Genomic DNA, 23,207 nt, shown 5'->3' on the forward strand with positions numbered 1-23,207 from the left:
AGGGGCGGCCTATCAAACAACTATTCGTACAGTCGGTAGATACCGGAGAACAACAGGAAATTCTCGATATAGATGTAGCGCCGTCTCTCAAAGTAGGGACGGACGGCAAGAAAGAACTTAGCTTTACGATCGAGCTTACGTATGACAACCAACTCGCATTTAATCTATTAACGGAAACTAACGTACTGATAGTAGACGAAAAGACATACGGAGCACAGCGCTATTTCATTACGGACGTTGAAAAGGAGCAAGTCGACGAGTCTTTAACGAAAGTCATAACGGCTCACCACATGTACACGATGCGGCTCAATAACCATTTCGTCAACGAAGAACTATCCGGAACACTTTCGCTATCCAAGGCGCTGAGCCATACGTTATCGGGTAGCGGATTTAGATACGATATTTCAAGCGATGCGGCAAATATATCATCCGTAGTTCAAGAAAACTTCGGTAACAAAAACGGCATCGAACTTATGGACGAAATTGTCGAGGACTACAAAGTCGAGCTCGCAGTCGATAACGATATGATCTACGTTTACAAAAAGCTCGGGCAGGCGCGAAACTTTAAGCTGGATACGCGGTATAACATCCAAGGCATAACGATTAAAACTTCCTCGCAAAACATTACGACGCGGGCTTGGGGATTCGGTAAGAAAGACGAGAATACCGGCAAATATGCGTTTGAACCGTTTCAGTATATCCACCCGGATGAGAACTACTTTTTACTCGACGGCCGACCTCGGTATGCGGCTTCGATAGTTGACGATCGATATACGTCAAAGTCGAGCATGGAAGCTGCGCTGAAGGAAATCGTCAATCCTTATCCGCAAATAACGATATCGGTCACGCCAATCGCGTTTTATGATCCGTTGCTGGATGGCCGCGAAGACGAATTTGATATCGGTGATTCAATCAACGTAATCGCGGATACACTTATCGCCGGAACTACGTACGAAGATACAGTTCGGATCGTTGAGATGACGTACAATCCGTTAGATCCCTACGATGCGCCAGAATTAACGCTGGCAAACGTAAGTAAATCGGTGCTCGATATGCAAGTCGAAGAGATGCTGCGGATTCGTAATCAGGAAAATTATATACAGGCGCGCACCAACGAAATACGGCGCGAGATTTCAAGCGATATGACGACCACAACGCAGGTTCTAGAAGCGGCCACTTACGTAGATTTTACGAAGCAATCGCCGGAGTTATATGCACGACTTAATTTAGCGCACTCGACGGTCCTACAATCGTTCAACATCGATCGTGTAAACAATCAAATATACGCGACGCAAGTGTGGAACGGTGAAGGCAAAAATCCGAACATGGAATCGTTTGTGATTACGCGAATGGATCTATCTGGAAAGATGCTCGACTATATGGTCTGTCTCGAAGGCGGTCACGGAACGAATATCGGTCTCGATTGGTCGGCATCCGAAGGCAAAATGTACATCTGGAGCCATTATTATACGTCGGATGTAGAACGAACGCATACAATCGCTCGTTTTCCGTATCAGCCAGGCGCATCCATTCGATACAACGATCCGAGCATTCAGCGGACCAAAAACCTCGGCGGCGAAGAATACACGGTCGTTTCGCTAGACATCGAACACAATCTACTATTCTTCCGTCGCGAAAACAAAGTCGTCGCGCAAGACCTAGAAAGCGCTAGAAAAGACGTTCTAAAAACGGTAGACGAAATGACGGTTGATCTTCCGTCGGGCACGATCTTTCAGGGCGCGTATATGGACTATCCGTATGTCTATTGGTATACGGGCGACGCAAACGAAGCGACCGAACCGAACATGCTTCGCGTCTATGATATTCGCGGGAACACGACGATTTATGAAAAGCGGATTATCTTTGCGAAGAATACGGCGATTAGTTGGGAGGACGGTTTCCGAGAGCCTGAGGGCGTTCACGTTTACGTCGATCCAAATACGAAAACTCGAACGGTTATGACGGGCTATGCGACGGGGGCAGTCGGTAAACGTATTGCGAAAATTTACGCGTATCGCGAGCCTGCCGAGAAGCTAAATACGAGCGCCAGCTTTAACACGGATCTTTACGCAAACGATGACGCAACAAAGAAACTGCGGGCGGTCACTCAAACGCTGATTCTCGAATATACAGGCACGGCTTGGACGGTTTCAAATGCGGCTAGATACGTAGCGACGCAACAGAACCTCGTAACCAGTGTAGTAATTAGCGGAAACGATCTGAGGGTCACGCTTAACGAAAATTACTACAGTCTGTTACATGCGCAAGTAGAAGCGGACATCAACCTGAAAGCGGCGAATGTGCTCGTGGGTACCGATTTAAATCCGGGCGGCGATACGAGCAATATTTTAACGTTAGGTTTTGCGCGTAACGGAGCGCGGATAGCTCCGAACAGTACGTACGTTACGGCCGGCTCGAAAATATCCGTTTTACTAATGACGGCCAATCCGTCAGATTAACGCAAAGGAGGACGATCATGGCGATTAAATTAATAAAAACGTATTCTCCGAACGAGAACGCGACGCGCCTTAAGCAACAAGAACAAGACGCGCAAACCATCGAGGATGCGTTAAATAAGCAAAGCAGCGATTTAGATACGCACGAAAACGCTAAAATCGCGCACTCGGCATCGCAAATAAGTTACGAAGGAACTAACGTAGACACGGCGTTAAAAGCGGTCAATGCATACGTTGATAACCTCGTAATCGAAGCGAGTAAGGGCGATAGTAATGCGGAGGTTGTTGCGGCACGGACCAATTACGATGGTACGACGGATACTTCGCTTAAAAATCGCTTGGATAGATACGCGCAGAAAACAGATAACGGGCAGCTGTTCAAACTGACGACAGACGAAGGGTTTGCTACGTCCGTAACCTCCGGAGATCTAAACGATCTAACAACGCCTGGTTTTTATTATTTGATTCCCGGAACAGACGCGACTAACCCGACGATACTAAACATGCCGATTTACAGGACGGCTTTTTTACAAGTTATAAAGTCGAACAATAGTAGCGGCACGCTGCAAGTTTTTATTCCGTATAGAAGCTCGGCTACAGCTAATGACTATAAAAATATCTATTATAGAAACTTCGGAGTCGGAGCGAGCGCTTGGATGCCTTGGGCTGCGGTTGCAGATAAAGCAACAACCGAGGCAGCTATTGCCGCAATTACTTCGGAGACAATTAATCTCAACAAGTCTCAGCTTACGTTAACCGATGCAACGGCCAGCGGAGATACGTACCCGATCGGAGTAACCGTTCAAACAGTTAATGACGAGGGAAAGACGGGTTTTCCCATGACATACGGATTTGCTATGACGATAAAGTATTCTTCTGGACGTATGGCGCAGCACTTCATGGGCGCCGGTAACAACATTGGATACACCGGCGGTTGGGTGCGAACTTATTATTCTACGACTGGATGGAGTAAGTGGCACAGCCTGTTCGGTAATAACTCTTGGTGCAATGTTTCAGTTACGAATGAACAAACTTTGATACAAAGCGCTACTCAAAAGGTTAAATTTGATCGCGTAATCTCAGATTCTCACTCGCAGTTCAATACTTCCAATAATCGATTCATCGCAAAGGTACGAGGTATGTATATGGTTGGTACAGGTTTATATATCAACCGTAAAAAACAGTACAACAACGTTGAGCTTAACCTTTACAAAAACGGCACTAGATATAAAGTAATTCACCAAAATAGGCAAGATCCTAATAATACTGCGGCAGACAAATTCAACCAAGGCCATTACGCAAGTGGTGTTACAGTTCCGTTAGAAGTCGGAGACTATATCGAAATGTTTATCTTCGTGGGCGCCGGTCAGGACTTGACGATTACGTCAGGCTCCGGTTGGTACAACTATTTCGATATCTACCGTATCGGCGACATACCGCCGGGTATATAAGGAGGTTAACGAATGAATATCGGATTAGCAATGACCATTTTATTCCCGAATGCGGTAGCGAATCGTGACTATGTCGTAATGGTGGATGGCGATCAGCAGTGGATAGACGAAAATCAATGGTATCTAGACGCACCGATTCCGTCTGCGGAAGAATTAGAGGCGGCTTATCAGAAGTACCTCGAACAGCCTGCGCCTGATTCCGGAACTTCCGTCGAGGAATTACAAGCCGGACTTACAACGACGCAGCAGGCGAACTCGGTATTAATCAAGCAACTAAACGAAGCAACCGAAGCAGTCAAAAAAGCAAAAGAAGGCGCCGAAACAGCACATCAGATTATCGCGGAACTTATCGTGTTAACAACGGAGAAAGGGGTCTTGTAAATTGGAGGAGAATACGTTCTTGTATAACGCTATCAAGCTTTATTACGCGAAAGGTTACTACGATAAGCAGCAGGTCGCACGGTTCGTCGAACTCGGTAAAATTTCTCGCGAACAATATGCCGCAATCACTGGCGAAGTTTATTCTGGAACTGTTCCGGCAGAGCCTTCGCCTGAAGAACCACCGGCTGAAACGCCGCCCGCAACCGAGGAGCCGACGAATGATGGCACTGACGGTGGCGATACGGAACCTCCCAGCGAAGGGCCTTCTGGGGCGACTGACGGATCTACTGGGACTGAGTAAATAACGGAAAGGAGGCCGCATAATGTCGGAGCCGAGTAACAACGAGCTCAACGATAAAATAGCGGACATTCGCGAATGGCTGGTTCGGATAGACACCAAGGTCGATTTCTTTAACGAAGTCAAAACGAAGGCTGAACGTGCTGACGAGAAATCCGAAGAAGCATTGGCATTGGCGAAAGAGAATCGCGCAGATATAGCGGACATGAAAGCAAATACGAAATGGGTATGGGGCGTGATGCTGACCGTAGTAGGAATGTTACTTACGGTAGGTATCGCGCTTTTTACGTAAATAAACGCATTACGCCCGTCAGGTGAGAGTCCCGGCGGGCTTTTTTATTTCGAAAGGAGACGATAAAATGGCGATTTCAGTACGCAAGAATCTGGTCGCATCAAGTAAGTATTCCGTTAAGTGTCCGTATTCAATGGATGCGAAGTACATTACGTTCCACAATACGGCGAACGACGCTTCAGCGGACGCAGAGATTCGGTACATGATCGGAAACAACAACGAAGTGTCATATCATTTCGCGGTGGACGATAAGGAGGTCGTACAAGGCATTCCGACAGATCGAAACGCGTGGCATACCGGAGATGGTAACGGAGCAGATTCCGGAAACCGTACGTCTATCGGCGTCGAGGTTTGCTATTCGAAGTCAGGCGGCGCTAGGTACAAAGCGGCCGAAAAGCTTGCGATTAAATTTATCGCGCAATTATTGAAAGAGCGTGGCTGGGGCGTTGATCGCGTACGTAAGCACCAAGACTGGTCCGGAAAATATTGCCCGCACAGGGTTCTCGCTGAAGATCGTTGGGAAGAAGTAAAAGCGGATATTGCGGCGGAACTTAAAGCACTCGGCGGTAAATCAACGTCATCTTCATCCGCGAAGAAATCAGCGCCTAAAGCTTCCGGATCTACCTATACCGTCAAGAAAGGCGATACACTTTCTGAAATTGCGGAGAAAACAGGCGTAAGTGTGGCGAAGCTTCAATCGTACAACGGCATCAAGAACGCGAATAAAATTACGGTTGGGCAGGTGCTCAAGCTTAAAGGCGGTTCAACGTCAACCTCTAAAGGAAAGAAATACGTTTACCTTCCGGCTTCGGCCGATTCTTGGCGTATCTATCCGACTAACAAAGCGCCGGTTAAAGGAAATGAATGCGGCTACTTGCGTCCTAAGAAATTCGGCGGCCTGAAATACGAAGTCCTTGCGAACCCTCAAACGGACGTCTATACGATCAAAACGGATCAGTTCGGAAAAGTAAATATCTACGCTGCGAAATCAACTGGCGCAACAGTAAAATAACGAAAGGGAGACGATACTATGCAAGACGTTTTAATTTTCGCGACTGTACTGGCGCCTATTCTAACGGCGCTTGTTCAACTCGTTAAGAAAACGGTTAAGCTTCCGACTAATGTAATCCCGGCTTTAAGCTTCGTGATTGGCATCGGACTTGGTGCGGTTGCTTATCCGTTTACTGACCTCGACTCGGTGCTGCGATTATGGGCTGGCGGCTTTGCGGGATTAGCTGCGACAGGTCTTTTTGAACTCGGAGCCAAGCGCGAAGGCACAACGAAATAATAACGAAACTTTTAGCGAGTGCTTACGTATGATAACGTAGGTGCTCGCGTACATAAAAACTCATTGCGTATAAGTTTGGCGCCGTAGTATAATTTTACTAACATACGACGGAGGTAGCTTTTATTATGAGAAAATCAATTATAACGGTGCTGTCGGTTTTAATTTTAGTTTTATCTGGGTGTAGCGAAGTAAATGTAGATGCTCAGGATAAGGATAAAGAAGAAGTAGCACAAAAAGATGCTCCATTTAAAGCTACCGAAGAAGGCATAAAAACACTGGTTGCGGATGAGCTGAAAGAAAAAGGTACGGATGATACCGATAAATTAAGTTCACTTGAGATTTCAAATGATGTCGATAACGAAAATAAAAATATAAAAACCGTAAACCTCGAATTGAACGGTAGTAATAATCTAACGAATAATATGGTTAAAAAAGGCATGCTAAAAGAAGCTGAAAAGTTATTCCCTCGTATATTTGAAGATGCCTCAGTCGGAAGAGTAATAATAACTTGGAAATTCCCATTAGAGGACGCTAAAGGAAACACCTCGTTTCAAAAAGTCTTGTCGATTCAATTAGAGCGAAAAACCGCTGATGAAATAAATTGGGATAAATTTAAGTATAAGAACTTTGAAACAGTCGCCGATCATTATTTTGAGCATGCTGTGTTTAAAGAATAAATGAAATCAGCCCCGTCCTTAATCGGATGGGGCGTTTTTTACGTTTATGATATCCGCAAACCTAACGAAATTGGTATCGCCTTTGGCGTCCTTCCCGCGAAACTCCTTCCGTATGTGGTCTACGTAATGTACTGCGCCAATTACTTCGCGTATGTATCCATCGTCATAAAGCTCGAATGCGAGCGGCGAACCGAACTCCATCGATTCAGCAACCGTTATTTCCATGTCCTCGATCTGCTGCACAGCCAGTTGCGGCTTCTCAACCTTCCGTTTCTCTTCGGCTTGGCGCGCTAGGCCGGCTCTGTGCTCCGGTAATATAATACGCATCGCCCACCGTTTATCTTCGATCTCCATGGCGAACACCTCCGCATTTATTATATGCGAATGTGCGTTCGATTATCAACGGTCAAAATAATCCTCTCGATCGACTTCGTATCCCAGCGACCTTAAAGCGCGCTGTACTTTAACCCACGTTGAAATACGCGGCGCATAATCGCGATCATTACACATGCTCGTCATTGTGCCGTGACCTATGCCGGCCTTTTGGCGAACTTCCTCCTGCGCGATTCCTTCTCGATCTAAAAAGCGGCCGAATCGGCTGCGTCGTTTACCTAGTCCAAACATCGGACAACACCTCCTAAAATCAGCGTGTCCAAAAAATCGGAAAGTTAAACGTGGGCAAAAAACTGTGATATTGGACGATCCGTAGCGCGTAACGTTTATTAAACGGCAACTACACGGCAGCTAAACGGTAGGGTGCGGGCAGGTTCGGCATAGTTGCGAAAAGGTTACCGCACTTGGCTACGACTTCCGTAACGGTTATTACCGTGTTAACCTACCGCACTTTATCGCGTTTAACGCCCGTAACGAAGCCGTTTACGAAATTTGTTAAGGAGTGAGAGAGATGAGCGAAGCGAGACGAAGGAATGACAGGGCGGGGATGACGCGGGCGTTTTCGTTCGTGCCCGGTGGATTCACAGCGGCAGGATTTTTCGATATGTCTCCGGAGGTAGTCGGCTTGTACGCGTTAGTGGGCGGCGCGGGCTTGGTCTGTATCGGAGCGGCTTGGCTAGAAGGACGCTTGTTCGGCGGCAAATTTGCGTATATTGGAGACGCAGTAAACGGGCTCTTACGGTTCGTCCTGCCGGCGGGGTATGCCGTGTTGCTACTGCGTTTTTTGAACGCGATATGAAACGGTTCTTGCGCAATCTTCACGCGAAGCAGACGTTAAAGTACGCCTTTGATGCCGCAGGCCTGTACGCATCCAAACGGCTGTCTAACGGAAAAGAAGCGCGCCGATATCCGAAAATTCATGACGTTGATATTAACGAAGAAAGAACGCGTTATGTATTTACGTTGCTAAACGGAATGGACCCGAAAGAAATCGCGAAAAAGGAATTTGTGTTCCGGCAAGTATTCGGACGTAACGTTGAACTAAGCGGCGATCTAAAGCGTTATGTGCTTACGGTTTATAGCGCCGAAATGCCGGCCGTATTGCGTTATGACTTTGCGGAGATCCAGCCGGTCATTGAGCGCCACAAGCTCGGCATTATAGCGGGCAAAGACCGCCACGGCCGATACGTTAGCTTCGATTTACTGACCCAGCCACATATTCTTATTGCGGGCGAAACGGGCAGCGGAAAGTCAACGCAGCTACGGTCGATCCTGACGACGCTGATAAAACAGAACCGACCCGACCGGCTGCAGTTATACCTCGCCGACTGTAAGAAATCGGAGTTTCACGTATTCCGAAAAGTTGAGCATGTACAGTGCGTTCTAACAAACGCGGAAGATATACGAAGAATGTTACGAAGCATAAAACGCGAATTAGATGAGCGCAGCAACCTAACGGAGCAATTCGAAATAAGCCATATCGATGAGCTCCCGGATGACCGTAAACGACCGTATATTGTCGTCTGCATTGACGAGTTTCTTCTATTAAGAAAAGATGCCGAGATCATGGACGTATTAGCGGAGCTCGTCGCGATAGGTCGGACGCTAGGAGTATTCGCAATTCTTTCGATGCAGCGGCCGAATGCCAAGACGCTTGATACGACTATCCGCGCAAATCTAACCGTAAGCATGGGCTTCAAGCTACGCGACATAACGGAGGCCCGAATCGTTAATACGCCAGGCGCCGAAAAACTAGACGTAAGCGGGCGGTTTATTATGGCTGCCGACAAAACCTACGAACTACAGGCGCCGTACCTCGAAATGAACGAGGCGAAGGCGCTGCTTAACCCATACTGCGTAATGAAATCACCGACCAAAGACGTAACGCCACCGGCAGCCGAGCCGGAAATCTTAACGGAAAAGGACGTGTTTATCGATGGCCCTTACTAACCGAGATAAAGCGATCATTGCGGATCTTAATAAATTTCGCGTAATGGATCGCGATACGATTGCCGAGTTGCATTTCAGAAATTTGCGCAGACCAAAATACGCAGCCAATAACGTTCTGCTGCGTTTACTTAGAGACGGACATATTCAGCGATCTACGTCGCGCCAGCCTTACGTTTACTTTGGCGGCGAAACAACGATGAAAAAGAACAGCGCCAAGATCGATCATTTTCTTGCGATAGGTAACGTTTATAAAGAGATGCGAGGTCAGGCGTTGGAGTCGTTCTTGGTGGAGCCGAAGTACGGCGATAAAGGTACGGTCGAGCCGGATATATTTGCGCTATATCGGCGGACGCCTTTCTTTATCGAGGTGCAGCGGTCAGTCTATTCGGAAAAGCAGATGCGCGAAAAGTTAGACCGGTACGAAGCGTTTTTCCAGTCGGGTATTATTGCGCTGGAACCGTGGCAGAATCCCGAACGGATTATGTTTCCGCACGTATTGATTCTGTCGGATACGCGATACGGATTGCCTTCGTTTCCGTTTAAGGTATTTCAGGCGCCGACCTTTACTGCGTTTATTCAGTCGATAACAAAGCCGAAAGAGACAACGCCCGCGAATTAATCGTGGGCTTAATTGCGTAACTCAAACAATTCGTTCATATCCGTAATGTCAAGAACTTTCGCAATACGTCCGATATGCTCACGATTATAAGTTGTGCGCTGGTGGTTACAGATTTCGCTGATTATGTTCGGTCTAAGCTGCGTTTCTTCTGCGAGCTTCTTGCGGGTCCATCCGCGGGCTTCTAATATCTCGTCCAATTTAACGTAGAGTTCCAATCGAATCGCCTCCGTTTTCTGATACGTTAATTATAACGAAATATCGCTATCGTGTAAATAAAAATATTGACATACTGTTATAACAATATCTATAATCAAAATAACGACATAACTATATGGAGGTAGCGATATGCATTACTTAGCGGAACACCAAACGTTCGAATCGACGGCTCAACTTAACGAAGCTGTTTACGAACATATCAAGCGCAATACATACGAGCTTAACGATACGGATCGCCAGGCGCTTAAGATGATCGCACGTTACGCGGTAAAGTTTAGCGGGGCGGCGCACCTTAAAGCGGAAACGTTGGCGGGCCTAATCGAGAAATCCGTTAAGACGGCGCGACGGGCGCTGAATAAATTAGCGGGGCTCGGTATCGTAAAGAAGGTCGCTACGACGCGGAAGATTAACGGTGGAAAAGGCGCGAATATTATCGTGATCCTGCCGGTTGGGGGCGCGGATGACCAGTCGACAATGTCCAATCGCGGACAAGCCGAAAAGCCTACAGCACCAACGGATGAGGCGCCGAAAACGAAAAACGAACCATCGGATTTAATTAAGCGTTATAAAAACCAAAATAACGTATTAGATACGGCGACTGTACCGGCTGAAGCGTTAAAAGGCGCGTTGCCTAACGAAATCTATAACGCAATGGCTCGCTACTTTGACGCAGATAAAATTTATAAATACTACGGAATTCTTTTGCGCGCTAAGGCAAGCGTAGACAGAACGATCAGACTCGAAGAACATGCGGAGCCTTTCGTCGAAGCGTGGCACGCAACGATTATGAAAGCGAAATCGCACGAAATTAAGCGTCTCGACGATTACCTATACGCTGGGTTTAGGAAGGCGGCTTGGACGGTTAAGGCGCGCTTAAATCGTGGCGGATCGCTTATGGAGCGGTTCAGAAAGGCGTTTGAATCTGCGGAGTGACCTACGTTTGACATAGCGAGTTTCTTCTATTAATATTTGCGCTTGACTATTTCGCCTACTATTCGTAATAATAGAGAACGTAGGCACCATTCGATCATGAACGTAAGACTAGCGTTTGTACGTCGGACCTTGAAATCCGATTGAATCAACGTTTTGACATACCGAATACATAACGAAAGGCCTTCTAAGCCGTCGGTCGGGAGTTCGAATCTCTCCTGGGACGTACCAAAAGAAAAACCTCAAATCCTAAATGGATTTGAGGTTTTTGTTGTCGTCTTATGATTTTCATTTGTTATTTAACGGATCATCATCCAAGCCGTCAACTTTTCCTTCTTTATTCAGACGAGGTTCTTCTTTTTTCACAGTTTCAGAAATATGTTCATTTTCTTCAACAGTGCGTTTGCCGACAACCACTTCATCAGTGACAACCGGTTTTTTAGTCACTTCCAGCTTTTCCTCAACGATTGGAACTCTGATCTCTTCCGAATCGTTGACGGGAGCAGCGTCCGTTTTATTTTCATCCACTGGACGGCGTTCGACATAAATTTCATCATGTCTCACCGGAATGTCCATATCTCTTTTTTCTGTTTTCACTTCTTTTCCTATTTCTACTTCGCCGGTTTGAACGTCTTCCTTATCGACCTTCAGCTGTTCTTCCCGGAGCGGCATCGTTTTTTCTTCTTTCGTTGTATAATCCAATTCATTTGTGCTTGAAAAGCCGCCTGAAAGGGCATTGCCATTATCAATAGGAGCAATTACATCTGCATCTGTATCGACAGCTACCAGAAGTTTTCCGTCATCCAAATCTTCTTGATACTTGTCTATTTCATCAGTTTTAATATCCAAGTCGGATAATGCTTTGCTGTGTGTAGCAGTATCATCCATTGTGAAATAATCTTTCAGTTTATCGAAAAAAGATTCAGATTCGTCCTGATGTGCATCGATGGCTTGATTGACTTCTGTTCCTGTACGTGACTCCAAATAATCTGTATCTCGCCGACTTGTCACAACAGAAATGTCATCAGAATCATAGCCTTTTGTGAGTAAGCCTTCAATCGCTGCGATGGTTTCCTGCGGAGTTTCGTATACACCAACTATGCTTTTCATATCAATCTCCTCCTTTATGAATTTGCATGATATCGTTCATGTCGTTTGTAATTCCCGCTGTTCTTTGAATTAAACAAAATTGAAAACATTGGCGTGTATCATAAAGGTGAAAAATGTGTGAATATAAAAAAAGATAGATAAGACAGACCTTCCCCTGCACTTATCTATCCTTATAAAATCGTCTCACAATTCCTTCGTCATAAACACACTGTTTGGATCTTCATCGTAGTCTGCAAACGGTTCACAATACTGGAAACCGAAGCTTTCATACAATTTTCTTGCCGGCTCAAATGAAGCCATTGAACCCGTTTCTAAGCTTAACCGCTCATAGCCTCGCTTCTCGGCTTCTTCAATGATGTGCTGGAGAACTTGTTTGGCAACGCCTTTTCTTAAATGTGATGCAGATGTTCGCATTGATTTGATTTCTCCATGCCGGGTGTCCAGTTCTTTTAGCGCTCCGCAGCCAGCTAGTTCATCACCTTCCTATGCACTCCAAAATGTTATTCTAGGCCCTCTTAGTTTTTCTAAACCTAAGGCATGAATGCTTTCTGGCGGGGACATAAGCGTCATGCTATGTAAATGCTCATTCACAAGTGAGACCACCTGACGTCCAGTTAAATCGTCTATATTTTTATATGCAATTTTATTCCTCCTCGAAAACTTACGGGTTGTGCAGAATATCGTTCAATTCATCCCATCCTGTTTCCAAATATAAAGACAGAAAATGTGACTGTATTTGTGAAGTCGTTTTAAAACAATAAAAGGACCGCAATAGATGTTCGGCCCTTGTGGTCTTCTTTAATATCTAAAGCCTCCGTGTACGCCTGGCGCCCCGCTGAATCCGCCGGCATGTATCGCTGGAGCACTTAAGCTGCCGCCATGGCCGCTAAAGCCTGCACCTGAAAATTGCTGTCCGTAAAATCCTGAAGCGTATGGGAATGAGGAGTACATTCCAGAGGGAGTGGTTAACGGGCTGTATGCCTGGCTGAACGGCTGTCCGTATCCGTAGCCTCCAAATGGCTGCTGGCTTTGCTGGTAGAAGGCAGGGGTAGCAGGATAGTACTGCTGCGGAAAGCTCGGGAAGCTTGGGAAGCCTGCAGGGAATCCTTGCATGTCTGCTAATGATTTATTCATCGTATCACCTTTTCTTTGCAAGATATCATTAATGTATGCCGAGGGAACAAGAGAAGTGCCTATCCGAAATTGAAATGGATTGCAAGATGATCTGTCAGACTCAATCCATATACGAACCATAGCGTGTTATAAAATCTTACATGTTTATATAAAATTAAATAATTCTGGTTTATTCTTGATAGATTAATAAAAAAATTATAAAAACTTTTAACATTTGCAATTCCTTTTGTACCAATAATGAAAGCGTATACAATATAGATTGATTAATCAAAATTGTCTAATAATTTTAAAAAATGCTGTTGACACTGCGTCCAAAGCGGCGTAATATGAGTTCAACAAAAGATAAACGCAAGCTTCACAAGCGAAAATCATCGCAGTATGATTCTAAAAAAATGAAAAACAAACGACCTTCTTGAACAGCTGGAAAGCCGTTCCGAAGGCTGAATATGAAAAGCGCAGATGAGGATAAGTAGCCTTGAAAAAGCTTTCCACAGAGAACCGGGTTAGCTGAGAACCGGCGAAGCTTTACAAGGTGAACTCGCCTCAGAGTGCCAGTCTGAAATGACAGTAGGACTTGGCCGGGTGAACTTGATTCACTCGTTACTAAAGCGGATAGAAATATCCATGAGACGGCCGATTAACAGGCCGTAAACAAGGGTGGTACCGCGGAAAGAAAAGCCTTTTCGCCCCTTTTAGCTATCGCAGTTACTGCGCGGCTGATTGTGGGCGGAAGGGCTTTTTTTATTGAATAATCAGCTATATAGCTAATGAAAAGATGATCTTTAAAGGATGAAAATCCAAAAGGAGGAACTAAAATGGGGACTAATGTACAGGTGGATTCAGCATCTGCCGAATGTACACAGACGATGAGCGGAGCATTAATGCTGATTGAATCATTAAAAAAAGAGAAAGTAGAAATGATCTTCGGTTATCCGGGCGGGGCTGTGCTTCCGATTTACGATAAGCTATACAATTCAGGGTTGGTACATATCCTTCCCCGTCACGAACAAGGAGCAATTCATGCAGCGGAGGGATACGCAAGGGTCTCCGGAAAACCGGGTGTCGTCATTGCCACGTCAGGGCCGGGAGCGACAAACCTTGTTACAGGCCTTGCTGATGCCATGATTGATTCATTGCCGTTAGTCGTCTTTACAGGGCAGGTAGCAACCTCTGTAATCGGGAGCGATGCATTTCAGGAAGCAGACATTTTAGGGATTACGATGCCAGTAACAAAACACAGCTACCAGGTTCGCCAGCCGGAAGATCTGCCGCGCATCATTAAAGAAGCGTTCCATATTGCAACAACTGGAAGACCCGGACCTGTATTGATTGATATTCCGAAAGATGTAGCAACGATTGAAGGAGAATTCAGCTACGATCATGAGATGAATCTCCCGGGATACCAGCCGACAACAGAGCCGAATTATTTGCAGATCCGCAAGCTTGTGGAAGCCGTGAGCAGTGCGAAAAAACCGGTGATCCTGGCGGGTGCGGGCGTACTGCACGGAAAAGCGTCAGAAGAATTAAAAAATTATGCCGAACAGCAGCAAATCCCTGTGGCACACACCCTTTTGGGGCTCGGAGGCTTCCCGGCTGACCATCCGCTTTTTCTAGGGATGGCGGGAATGCACGGTACTTATACAGCCAATATGGCCCTTCATGAATGTGATCTATTAATCAGTATCGGCGCCCGTTTTGATGACCGTGTCACAGGAAACCTGAAACACTTTGCCAGAAACGCAAAGATTGCCCACATCGATATTGATCCAGCTGAAATCGGAAAAATCATGAAAACACAGATTCCTGTAGTCGGAGACAGCAAAATTGTCCTGCAGGAGCTGATCAAACAAGACGGCAAACAAAGCGATTCAAGCGAATGGAAAAAACAGCTCGCCGAATGGAAAGAAGAGTATCCGCTCTGGTATGTAGATAATGAAGAAGAAGGTTTTAAACCTCAGAAATTGATTGAATATATTCATCAATTTACAAAAGGAGAGGCCATTGTCGCAACGGATGTAGGCCAGCATCAAATGTGGTCAGCGCAATTTTATCCGTTCCAAAAAGCAGATAAATGGGTCACGTCAGGCGGACTTGGAACGATGGGATTCGGTCTTCCGGCGGCGATCGGCGCACAGCTGGCCGAAAAAGATGCTACTGTTGTCGCGGTTGTCGGGGACGGCGGTTTCCAAATGACGCTCCAAGAACTCGATGTTATTCGCGAATTAAATCTTCCGGTCAAGGTAGTGATTTTAAATAACGCTTGTCTCGGAATGGTCAGACAGTGGCAGGAAATTTTCTATGAAGAACGTTATTCAGAATCTAAATTCGCTTCTCAGCCTGACTTCGTCAAATTGTCCGAAGCATACGGCATTAAAGGCATCAGAATTTCATCAGAAGCGGAAGCAAAGGAAAAGCTGGAAGAGGCATTAACATCAAGAGAACCTGTTGTCATTGACGTGCGGGTTGCCAGCGAAGAAAAAGTATTCCCGATGGTGGCTCCGGGGAAAGGGCTGCATGAAATGGTGGGGGTGAAACCTTGAAAAGAATTATCACATTGACTGTGGTGAACCGCTCCGGGGTGTTAAACCGGATCACCGGTCTATTCACAAAAAGGCATTACAACATTGAAAGCATTACAGTTGGACACACAGAAACAGCCGGCGTTTCCAGAATCACCTTCGTCGTTCACGTTGAAGGAGAAAATGATGTTGAACAGTTAACGAAACAGCTCAACAAACAGATTGATGTGCTGAAAGTCACAGACATCACAAATCAATCGATTGTCCAGAGGGAGCTGGCCTTAATCAAGGTTGTCTCCGCACCTTCAACGAGAACAGAGATTAATGGAATCATAGAACCGTTTAGAGCCTCTGTCGTTGATGTCAGCAGAGACAGCATCGTTGTTCAGGTGACGGGTGAATCTAACAAAATTGAAGCGCTTATTGAGTTATTAAAACCTTATGGCATTAAAGAAATCGCGAGAACAGGTACAACGGCTTTTGCGAGGGGAACCCAGCAAAAGGCGTCATCCAATAAAACAATATCTATTGTATAAAACATAACAAGGGAGAGATTAAAATGGTAAAAGTATATTATAACGGTGATATCAAAGAGAACGTATTGGCTGGAAAAACAGTAGCGGTTATCGGGTACGGTTCGCAAGGCCACGCACATGCCCTGAACCTTAAAGAAAGCGGAGTAGACGTGATCGTCGGTGTTAGACAAGGAAAATCTTTCACTCAAGCCCAAGAAGACGGACATAAAGTATTTTCAGTAAAAGAAGCGGCAGCCCAAGCCGAAATCATCATGGTTCTGCTTCCGGATGAGCAGCAGCAAAAAGTATACGAAGCTGAAATCAAAGATGAATTGACAGCAGGAAAATCATTAGTATTCGCTCATGGATTTAACGTGCATTTCCATCAAATTGTTCCTCCGGCGGATGTAGATGTATTCTTAGTGGCCCCTAAAGGCCCGGGACACTTGGTAAGAAGAACATATGAGCAAGGAGCTGGCGTACCGGCATTGTTCGCAATCTATCAAGATGTGACTGGAGAAGCAAGAGACAAAGCCCTCGCATATGCAAAAGGAATCGGCGGCGCAAGAGCGGGCGTATTAGAAACGACATTTAAAGAAGAAACAGAAACAGATTTGTTCGGTGAGCAAGCAGTTCTTTGCGGCGGATTAAGCGCGCTTGTCAAAGCCGGATTTGAAACATTAACTGAAGCAGGTTATCAGCCTGAACTTGCATACTTCGAGTGCCTTCATGAGCTGAAATTAATCGTAGACCTTATGTACGAAGAAGGACTTGCAGGAATGAGATATTCAATCTCTGACACAGCACAGTGGGGAGATTTCGTATCAGGCCCTCGCGTTGTGGACGCTAAAGTAAAAGAATCTATGAAAGAAGTATTAAAAGATATCCAAAACGGTACATTCGCAAAAGAGTGGATCGTCGAAAACCAAGTAAACCGTCCTCGTTTCAACGCTATCAATGCAAGCGAGAACGAACATCAAATCGAAGTAGTGGGAAGAAAGCTTCGTGAAATGATGCCGTTTGTGAAACAAGGCAAGAAGAAGGAAGCGGTGGTCTCCGTTGCGCAAAATTAATTTTTTCGATACGACGCTTCGTGATGGTGAACAGTCCCCTGGAGTGAACTTGAATACACAGGAGAAACTTGCCATAGCTAAGCAGCTCGAAAGACTCGGGGCAGATATCATTGAAGCGGGATTTCCCGCTTCGTCCCGAGGTGACTTTTTAGCTGTTCAGGAAATCGCAAGAACCATTAAAAATTGTTCAGTAACTGGTCTGGCCCGTTGTGTAAAAGGTGATATTGATGCTGCTTGGGAAGCGTTAAAAGAAGGTGCTCATCCGAGAATACATGTTTTTATCGCTACATCGGACATTCATTTGAAGCACAAGCTGAAAATGACACGTGAGCAAGTCATTGAAAGAGCGGTTGAAATGGTGAAATACGCAAAAGAACGTTTTCCGATTGTGCAATGGTCAGCTGAAGATGCCTGCCGCACTGAACTGCCGTTTCTAGCAGAAATCGTCGAAAAAGTGATTGACGCAGGCGCCAGTGTTATCAATCTTCCGGACACTGTCGGCTACCTGGCTCCGGCGGAATACGGAAATATCTTTAGATATATGAAGGAAAACGTTCCGAACATTCACAAAGCAAAGCTTTCAGCCCACTGTCATGATGATTTGGGAATGGCAGTCGCAAACTCTCTTGCTGCGATTGAAAATGGCGCTGATCAAATCGAATGTGCTGTGAACGGGATCGGTGAAAGAGCCGGAAACGCGGCATTAGAGGAAATTGCCGTAGCCCTCCATACCAGAAAAGATTTCTACCAAGTCGAAACAGGCATTACACTGAACGAGATTAAGAGAACAAGTGATTTAGTAAGCAAACTGACAGGCATGGCTGTCCCGCGCAACAAAGCGGTTGTTGGAGATAATGCATTTGCTCATGAATCAGGCATCCATCAGGACGGCTTTTTAAAGGAAAAATCGACTTATGAAATTATTTCACCGGAGCTTGTCGGCGTAACCGCAGATGCGCTTGTCCTAGGTAAACATTCCGGACGCCACGCATTTAAAGACCGGTTGACTGCTTTAGGATTCCAATTTGACAGTGAAGAGATTAATAAATTCTTTACGATGTTCAAAGAGTTGACTGAGAAGAAAAAAGAAATCACTGATGAGGATCTTGTTTCTCTTATTTTAGAAGAAAAAGTAACAGATCGCAAGATTGGGTATGAATTTCTTTCTCTGCAAGTACATTACGGAACAAGTCAGGTCCCTACGGCTACTCTTTCTTTGAAAAATCAAGAAAACGCAGAGCTTATTCAGGAAGCTGCAACTGGAGCTGGAAGCGTGGAAGCAATCTACAATACGCTTGAGCGCTGCATCGATAAGGACGTGGAGCTCTTAGACTACCGCATTCAGTCTAACAGAAAAGGCGAAGATGCATTTGCCCAGGTGTATGTAAGAGTTTTGGTGAATGGAAAAGAATCAGCAGGGCGGGGCATAGCGCAAGACGTATTAGAAGCATCAGCGAAAGCCTATTTGAACGCAGTAAACCGTCAATTGGTTTTCCAGTCGAATATGAGCGGATTGAAAAACCACACAGCTGTCGGATCATAAAAGAAAGGAGAACGGTTAACTTGAAGAAACGTATTGCTCTATTGCCCGGAGACGGGATCGGCCCTGAAGTATTAGAATCAGCGACAGACGTACTGAAAAGTGTTGCCGAACGCTTTAACCATGAATTTGAATTTGAATATGGCCTGATTGGAGGGGCGGCTATTGATGAACATCATAACCCCCTCCCGGAGGAAACCGTTGCTGCTTGTAAAAATGCAGACGCGATATTGCTTGGTGCTGTCGGCGGACCGAAATGGGATCAAAATCCTTCGGAACTGAGACCGGAAAAAGGGCTGCTCAGCATCAGAAAACAGCTTGATTTGTTTGCGAATTTGCGGCCTGTGAAGGTATTTGAAAGCCTTTCTGACGCTTCGCCTTTGAAAAAAGAATATATAGATAATGTTGATTTCGTTATCGTTCGTGAGCTCACAGGCGGCTTGTATTTCGGCCAGCCGAGCAAACGTTATGTAAACACTGAAGGTGAGCAGGAAGCAGTAGATACACTGTTTTATAAGCGAACGGAAATTGAACGAGTGATCAGAGAGGGCTTTAAAATGGCGGCAGCCAGAAAAGGCAAAGTGACCTCTGTAGATAAAGCGAATGTTCTTGAATCAAGCCGGCTGTGGCGTGAAGTGGCTGAGGACGTTGCACAAGAGTTTCCTGATGTGAAGCTTGAGCACATGCTTGTGGATAACGCGGCCATGCAGCTAATTTATGCACCGAATCAATTTGATGTCGTGGTGACTGAAAATATGTTCGGTGATATTTTAAGCGATGAAGCGTCCATGCTTACAGGCTCGCTCGGAATGCTCCCGTCAGCCAGCCTATCAAGCTCTGGTCTTCATCTGTTTGAACCTGTTCATGGCTCCGCGCCTGATATTGCTGGTAAAGGGATGGCAAATCCGTTCGCAGCCATATTGTCAGCGGCAATGCTTTTGAGAACATCTTTCGGGCTTGAAGAGGAAGCGAAAGCTGTAGAAGATGCGGTAAACAAAGTCTTGGCTTCCGGAAAAAGAACAAGAGACTTGGCACGGGGTGAAGAGTTCAGCAGCACTCAGGCCATTACAGAGGAAGTTAAGGCAGCAATCATGAGTGAAAATACAATTTCTAATGTGTGACAGCTTACGTTAAGCGGTCTTAGCTCTAGGTAGAGGGAGGAAATAAAAGATGATGCCTCGAACAATCATCGAAAAGATTTGGGATCAGCATATTGTAAAACATGGTGAGGGAAAGCCGGATCTTCTCTATATTGATTTGCACCTCATTCATGAGGTGACGTCTCCTCAGGCATTTGAAGGCTTGAGACAAAAGGGAAGAAAGGTCAGAAGACCCCAAAACACATTTGCGACAATGGACCACAACATCCCGACTGTCAATCGTTTTGAGATAAAGGATGAAGTTGCGAAACGCCAGGTAACGGCGCTTGAAAGAAACTGTGAGGAATTTGGCGTGCGCCTTGCCGATCTTCACAGCGTGGATCAAGGGATTGTCCATGTCGTCGGCCCTGAACTGGGCTTAACGCTTCCAGGGAAAACGATTGTGTGCGGTGACAGTCATACATCAACACATGGCGCTTTCGGCGCTCTTGCATTTGGAATCGGGACGAGTGAAGTCGAACATGTCCTTTCCACACAGACACTTTGGCAGCAGCGTCCAAAAACACTTGAAGTGCGCGTAGATGGAACGCTTCAAAAAGGGGTAACGGCAAAGGATGTCATCCTTGCTGTCATCGGCAAATACGGTGTGAAATTCGGCACAGGCTACGTCATTGAATACACTGGGGAAGTATTCAGAAATATGACGATGGATGAACGAATGACTGTTTGTAACATGTCAATTGAAGCAGGAGCAAGAGCAGGTTTGATTGCACCTGACGAGGTGACGTTTGAATATTGCAAAAACCGCAAGTACACGCCAAAAGGCGAAGAATTTGACAAGGCCGTAGAGGAATGGAGGGCGCTGCGCACAGACCCGGGCGCTGTTTACGATAAATCTATCTTCCTTGACGGCAACAAAATTTCCCCTATGGTGACATGGGGCATTAACCCGGGAATGGTTCTTCCTGTCGATTCTGAAGTTCCTGCGCCGGAAAGCTTTTCTGCAGAAGATGATAAAAAAGAAGCGATTCGCGCTTATGAATATATGGGACTGACTCCTCACCAAAAAATTGAAGACATTAAAGTGGAGCACGTATTTATCGGTTCCTGCACAAATTCCCGCATGACTGACCTTCGACAGGCTGCTGACATGATCAAAGGGAAGAAGGTAGCTGACAGCGTAAGGGCCATCGTCGTGCCCGGATCCCAAAGCGTGAAGCTTCAGGCTGAAAAAGAAGGGCTTGACCAAATTTTCTTGGAAGCTGGATTTGAATGGAGAGAGTCAGGCTGCAGCATGTGTTTGAGTATGAATAATGATGTTGTTCCTGAGGGAGAGCGCTGTGCATCAACCTCTAACCGCAACTTTGAGGGCAGACAAGGAAAAGGTGCAAGAACACATCTCGTCAGCCCGGCAATGGCTGCGATGGCTGCCATTCACGGACACTTCGTTGATGTCAGAAAGTTTTATCAGGAAAAAACAGTTGTGTAAGGAGTGCGCGAGATGGAACCTTTGAAATCACATACGGGGAAAGCGGCCGTATTAAATCGGATCAATGTGGATACAGACCAGATTATTCCTAAGCAATTTTTGAAGAGGATTGAAAGAACAGGCTACGGGCGTTTTGCATTCTTTGACTGGAGATATGATGCGAATGGTGAACCGAACCCTGAATTTGAATTAAACCAGCCTGTTTATCAAGGAGCTTCCATTTTAATAGCAGGAGAAAACTTCGGCTGCGGGTCATCGCGTGAACACGCTCCGTGGGCACTTGATGATTATGGGTTTAAAATTATCATTGCACCGTCATTTGCTGATATTTTCCATCAGAACTGCTTTAAAAACGGCATGCTTCCGATCCGCATGCCATATGACAATTGGAAACAGCTTGTCGGCCAGTATGAAAACAAGTCATTGCAAATGACTGTTGACCTTGAAAAGCAGCTGATTCATGACAGTGAAGGCAATCAAATTTCATTTGAAGTTGATCCACATTGGAAAGAGATGCTGATCAACGGATATGATGAAATTTCATTAACGCTGCTGCTGGAGGATGAAATCAAGCAATTTGAATCACAAAGAAGCTCTTGGCTTCAAGCCTGAAAAAGCGGCCGGTATTTGTCCGGCGGCTTTTTTTGCCTGGTGAAACCTTTCATTTCTTGTTTTTGTTCACAGGTGTTGATACACTTGAACAAAATAAATGCCTGAAAGGAATATAGGTATGACGCATGACAAGAAGAACGCAAAAATTATTCCTTTTCCTCATCTGAAAGACCGCCTTGTGGAAAAAGGGATGTCATCACTAAAGGAAAAAAAGTATCAAGAAGCGCTCGAACTGTTTTCAGAAGCGATGAAATATGATGATACTGAAGCCGATCTTCACTTAGGGATGGCCATCTGCTTTTTAGAGCTGGGCGAGCTGGAAGAGGCAAAAAGCGTGTGCGAGAAGATGCTCAAAGAAGGTTATGGCCATTATTTTACGGTTTTGCAGGTGTACATGACCATCTTAATTCAGCTCAAAAAATACGAGGAAGTCAAAAGCACCATTGAAGCCGTTTTGGAAGAAAATCAGCTGCCGGCAGAAAGCGCCGAGCAATTTTATAAGCTGCTGGATTTCAGCCGGAAAATGACCGATCCGGATCGTGAGGACGAGGCTTGGGCCGAAGAATATGAGGATACAATTGACACCGAGAAAGTGCTGGCAAGCCCTGAGGAGCAAATGAATCTCATTCATTCCTTAAAAGACCGTAACGTAGCAAAGTATACAGGATTGCTCAAAACAATCCTCCAAGATCCCTCAGCCCATCCGATTATCAAAACGATGATTGTCATGCTGTTGGCTGAGCATGAGTACAGTAAGCCTGTACACATTAGTAAATTTGGCGAGTCGTTGACAATTGAACCGTCTGAGATTGTTCCGCCTGATGCCGCGCCGATTCTGCACCGTGTTCTTAGGGTGCTGGATGAGACACTTGGAAATGAAAATCCAACCTTATATGCAGCAGTAGAGGAATTGTGGAGAAGACATTTGTACGTTTTATATCCGTTCCAGCCGAAATTACTGTCGGCTGACCTTTGGGCGGCTGCCCTTCATAAAGTCGGTTACGAGATGCACGGGATTGAAATTGAAAGCGAAGAACTTCATATGATGTATGAATTTACCGACAGAGAACTCGATGAAGCTTGCACAATGTTAAAAGATATTGAAGAAATTTCTTATTTGTAAATCGCGCCATATAGTTGAAAGCGCTATGTGTTATGTTATAA

The 23,207-nt window shown here is 45.6% G+C and carries 25 protein-coding genes, 1 tRNA gene, 1 pseudogene and 1 other annotated feature; of the genes and pseudogenes, 21 read left to right on the plus strand and 6 right to left on the minus strand.

Annotated elements, in window-relative coordinates; genetic code table 11:
- Positions 1-11: 11 nt before the first annotated feature.
- From MKY10_RS07370 to MKY10_RS07405, 8 genes are all read left to right on the plus strand, one after another.
- Entirely contained in the window at positions 12-2,459 is a 2,448-nt protein-coding gene (locus MKY10_RS07370) for a phage tail protein (protein ID WP_339226481.1), read from the plus strand.
- A gap of 17 nt (positions 2,460-2,476) precedes the next feature.
- The gene (locus MKY10_RS07375; protein ID WP_339225963.1) at positions 2,477-3,907 is read left to right on the plus strand and encodes a hypothetical protein; all 1,431 of its coding nucleotides are present in this window, start codon (positions 2,477-2,479) and stop codon (positions 3,905-3,907) included.
- A 12-nt stretch (positions 3,908-3,919) separates the two neighbouring features.
- On the plus strand, positions 3,920-4,288 hold the full coding sequence (locus tag MKY10_RS07380; protein WP_339225962.1) for an XkdW family protein: 369 nt from the start codon (positions 3,920-3,922) through the stop codon (positions 4,286-4,288).
- A gap of 1 nt (position 4,289) precedes the next feature.
- On the plus strand, positions 4,290-4,589 hold the full coding sequence (locus tag MKY10_RS07385) for an XkdX family protein (protein WP_250623237.1): 300 nt from the start codon (positions 4,290-4,292) through the stop codon (positions 4,587-4,589).
- A 22-nt stretch (positions 4,590-4,611) separates the two neighbouring features.
- Complete coding sequence (locus MKY10_RS07390; protein ID WP_088110622.1) at positions 4,612-4,878, plus strand: hemolysin XhlA family protein; 267 nt, start codon at positions 4,612-4,614, stop codon at positions 4,876-4,878.
- Positions 4,879-4,945: 67 nt separating this feature from the next.
- The gene (locus MKY10_RS07395) at positions 4,946-5,890 is read left to right on the plus strand and encodes an N-acetylmuramoyl-L-alanine amidase (protein ID WP_339225961.1); all 945 of its coding nucleotides are present in this window, start codon (positions 4,946-4,948) and stop codon (positions 5,888-5,890) included.
- A gap of 18 nt (positions 5,891-5,908) precedes the next feature.
- A complete protein-coding gene (locus MKY10_RS07400; protein WP_339225960.1) occupies positions 5,909-6,166 on the plus strand; it encodes a holin in 258 nt (85 codons plus the stop codon).
- 125 nt (positions 6,167-6,291) lie between these two features.
- A complete protein-coding gene (locus tag MKY10_RS07405) occupies positions 6,292-6,843 on the plus strand; it encodes a hypothetical protein (RefSeq protein ID WP_339226351.1) in 552 nt (183 codons plus the stop codon).
- An 18-nt stretch (positions 6,844-6,861) separates the two neighbouring features.
- On the opposite strand, the gene MKY10_RS07410 is transcribed toward MKY10_RS07405, so the two are convergent.
- Positions 6,862-7,197 (minus strand): YolD-like family protein, encoded by a 336-nt coding sequence (locus tag MKY10_RS07410; RefSeq protein ID WP_339226353.1) that lies wholly within the window; start codon positions 7,195-7,197, stop codon positions 6,862-6,864.
- Positions 7,198-7,242: 45 nt separating this feature from the next.
- Positions 7,243-7,467, minus strand: a complete 225-nt coding sequence (locus tag MKY10_RS07415) for a transcriptional regulator (protein ID WP_339226355.1) — start codon at positions 7,465-7,467, stop codon at positions 7,243-7,245.
- A 280-nt stretch (positions 7,468-7,747) separates the two neighbouring features.
- Between MKY10_RS07415 and MKY10_RS07420 the strand changes: the two genes are divergently transcribed.
- From MKY10_RS07420 to MKY10_RS07430, 3 genes are read left to right on the plus strand one after another with little or no spacing between them, the layout of a single operon-like run.
- Positions 7,748-8,035, plus strand: coding sequence for a hypothetical protein (locus MKY10_RS07420; protein ID WP_339226357.1), 288 nt, complete (start codon positions 7,748-7,750; stop codon positions 8,033-8,035).
- Positions 8,032-9,186, plus strand: coding sequence for an FtsK/SpoIIIE domain-containing protein (locus MKY10_RS07425; protein ID WP_339226483.1), 1,155 nt, complete (start codon positions 8,032-8,034; stop codon positions 9,184-9,186). The genes MKY10_RS07420 and MKY10_RS07425 overlap by 4 nt, the downstream gene beginning before the upstream one ends.
- Positions 9,173-9,805, plus strand: a complete 633-nt coding sequence (locus tag MKY10_RS07430; protein WP_339226359.1) for a hypothetical protein — start codon at positions 9,173-9,175, stop codon at positions 9,803-9,805. Before MKY10_RS07425 ends, MKY10_RS07430 begins: the two co-directional genes overlap by 14 nt.
- Before the next feature lie 8 nt (positions 9,806-9,813).
- Here the strand turns inward: MKY10_RS07430 and MKY10_RS07435 are convergent, their stop codons facing one another.
- On the minus strand, positions 9,814-10,020 hold the full coding sequence (locus MKY10_RS07435; protein WP_339226361.1) for a helix-turn-helix transcriptional regulator: 207 nt from the start codon (positions 10,018-10,020) through the stop codon (positions 9,814-9,816).
- Between the two features lie 130 nt (positions 10,021-10,150).
- On the opposite strand from MKY10_RS07435, the gene MKY10_RS07440 reads away from it, so the two are divergent.
- Together MKY10_RS07440 and MKY10_RS07445 are read left to right on the plus strand one after the other, a co-directional pair.
- A complete protein-coding gene (locus tag MKY10_RS07440; RefSeq protein WP_339226363.1) occupies positions 10,151-10,954 on the plus strand; it encodes a helix-turn-helix domain-containing protein in 804 nt (267 codons plus the stop codon).
- A gap of 111 nt (positions 10,955-11,065) precedes the next feature.
- Positions 11,066-11,182: transfer RNA gene (locus MKY10_RS07445), tRNA-Arg, on the plus strand.
- A gap of 57 nt (positions 11,183-11,239) precedes the next feature.
- Here the strand turns inward: MKY10_RS07445 and MKY10_RS07450 are convergent.
- The 3 genes and pseudogenes from MKY10_RS07450 to cotQ form a co-directional block, all read right to left on the minus strand.
- Entirely contained in the window at positions 11,240-12,061 is an 822-nt protein-coding gene (locus tag MKY10_RS07450; RefSeq protein ID WP_003229586.1) for a YsnF/AvaK domain-containing protein, read from the minus strand.
- Positions 12,062-12,244: 183 nt separating this feature from the next.
- Positions 12,245-12,631: pseudogene (locus MKY10_RS07455) on the minus strand (GNAT family N-acetyltransferase).
- Between the two features lie 228 nt (positions 12,632-12,859).
- Complete coding sequence (cotQ, locus tag MKY10_RS07460) at positions 12,860-13,195, minus strand: inner spore coat protein CotQ (RefSeq protein WP_041351755.1); 336 nt, start codon at positions 13,193-13,195, stop codon at positions 12,860-12,862.
- Positions 13,196-13,642: 447 nt separating this feature from the next.
- Positions 13,643-13,889: a binding site (T-box leader), on the plus strand.
- A 121-nt stretch (positions 13,890-14,010) separates the two neighbouring features.
- Here cotQ and ilvB point away from each other — a divergent pair.
- The 8 genes from ilvB to ddcA all read left to right on the plus strand — a co-directional run bounded on the left by ilvB (position 14,011) and on the right by ddcA (position 23,166).
- Positions 14,011-15,735 (plus strand): acetolactate synthase large subunit, encoded by a 1,725-nt coding sequence (ilvB, locus tag MKY10_RS07465; protein ID WP_004398643.1) that lies wholly within the window; start codon positions 14,011-14,013, stop codon positions 15,733-15,735.
- Complete coding sequence (gene ilvN, locus MKY10_RS07470; RefSeq protein ID WP_004399096.1) at positions 15,732-16,250, plus strand: acetolactate synthase small subunit; 519 nt, start codon at positions 15,732-15,734, stop codon at positions 16,248-16,250. The genes ilvB and ilvN overlap by 4 nt, the downstream gene beginning before the upstream one ends.
- A 23-nt stretch (positions 16,251-16,273) precedes the next feature.
- Positions 16,274-17,302, plus strand: a complete 1,029-nt coding sequence (gene ilvC, locus MKY10_RS07475) for a ketol-acid reductoisomerase (protein WP_003222549.1) — start codon at positions 16,274-16,276, stop codon at positions 17,300-17,302.
- The gene (locus MKY10_RS07480; RefSeq protein ID WP_015251529.1) at positions 17,289-18,845 is read left to right on the plus strand and encodes a 2-isopropylmalate synthase; all 1,557 of its coding nucleotides are present in this window, start codon (positions 17,289-17,291) and stop codon (positions 18,843-18,845) included. The genes ilvC and MKY10_RS07480 overlap by 14 nt, the downstream gene beginning before the upstream one ends.
- 20 nt (positions 18,846-18,865) lie before the next feature.
- Positions 18,866-19,963, plus strand: a complete 1,098-nt coding sequence (gene leuB / locus MKY10_RS07485; RefSeq protein WP_015251530.1) for a 3-isopropylmalate dehydrogenase — start codon at positions 18,866-18,868, stop codon at positions 19,961-19,963.
- A gap of 49 nt (positions 19,964-20,012) precedes the next feature.
- On the plus strand, positions 20,013-21,431 hold the full coding sequence (gene leuC / locus MKY10_RS07490; RefSeq protein WP_044052484.1) for a 3-isopropylmalate dehydratase large subunit: 1,419 nt from the start codon (positions 20,013-20,015) through the stop codon (positions 21,429-21,431).
- Positions 21,432-21,443: 12 nt separating this feature from the next.
- Positions 21,444-22,043 (plus strand): 3-isopropylmalate dehydratase small subunit, encoded by a 600-nt coding sequence (gene leuD / locus MKY10_RS07495; RefSeq protein WP_032726329.1) that lies wholly within the window; start codon positions 21,444-21,446, stop codon positions 22,041-22,043.
- Positions 22,044-22,161: 118 nt separating this feature from the next.
- Positions 22,162-23,166, plus strand: coding sequence for a DNA damage checkpoint antagonist DdcA (ddcA, locus tag MKY10_RS07500; protein ID WP_029726367.1), 1,005 nt, complete (start codon positions 22,162-22,164; stop codon positions 23,164-23,166).
- The last annotated feature ends 41 nt before the right edge of the window (positions 23,167-23,207 follow it).

This window comes from Bacillus sp. FSL P4-0290 (assembly GCF_037975435.1).
In the GTDB taxonomy this organism is placed as follows: Bacteria; Bacillota; Bacilli; order Bacillales; family Bacillaceae; genus Bacillus; species Bacillus subtilis.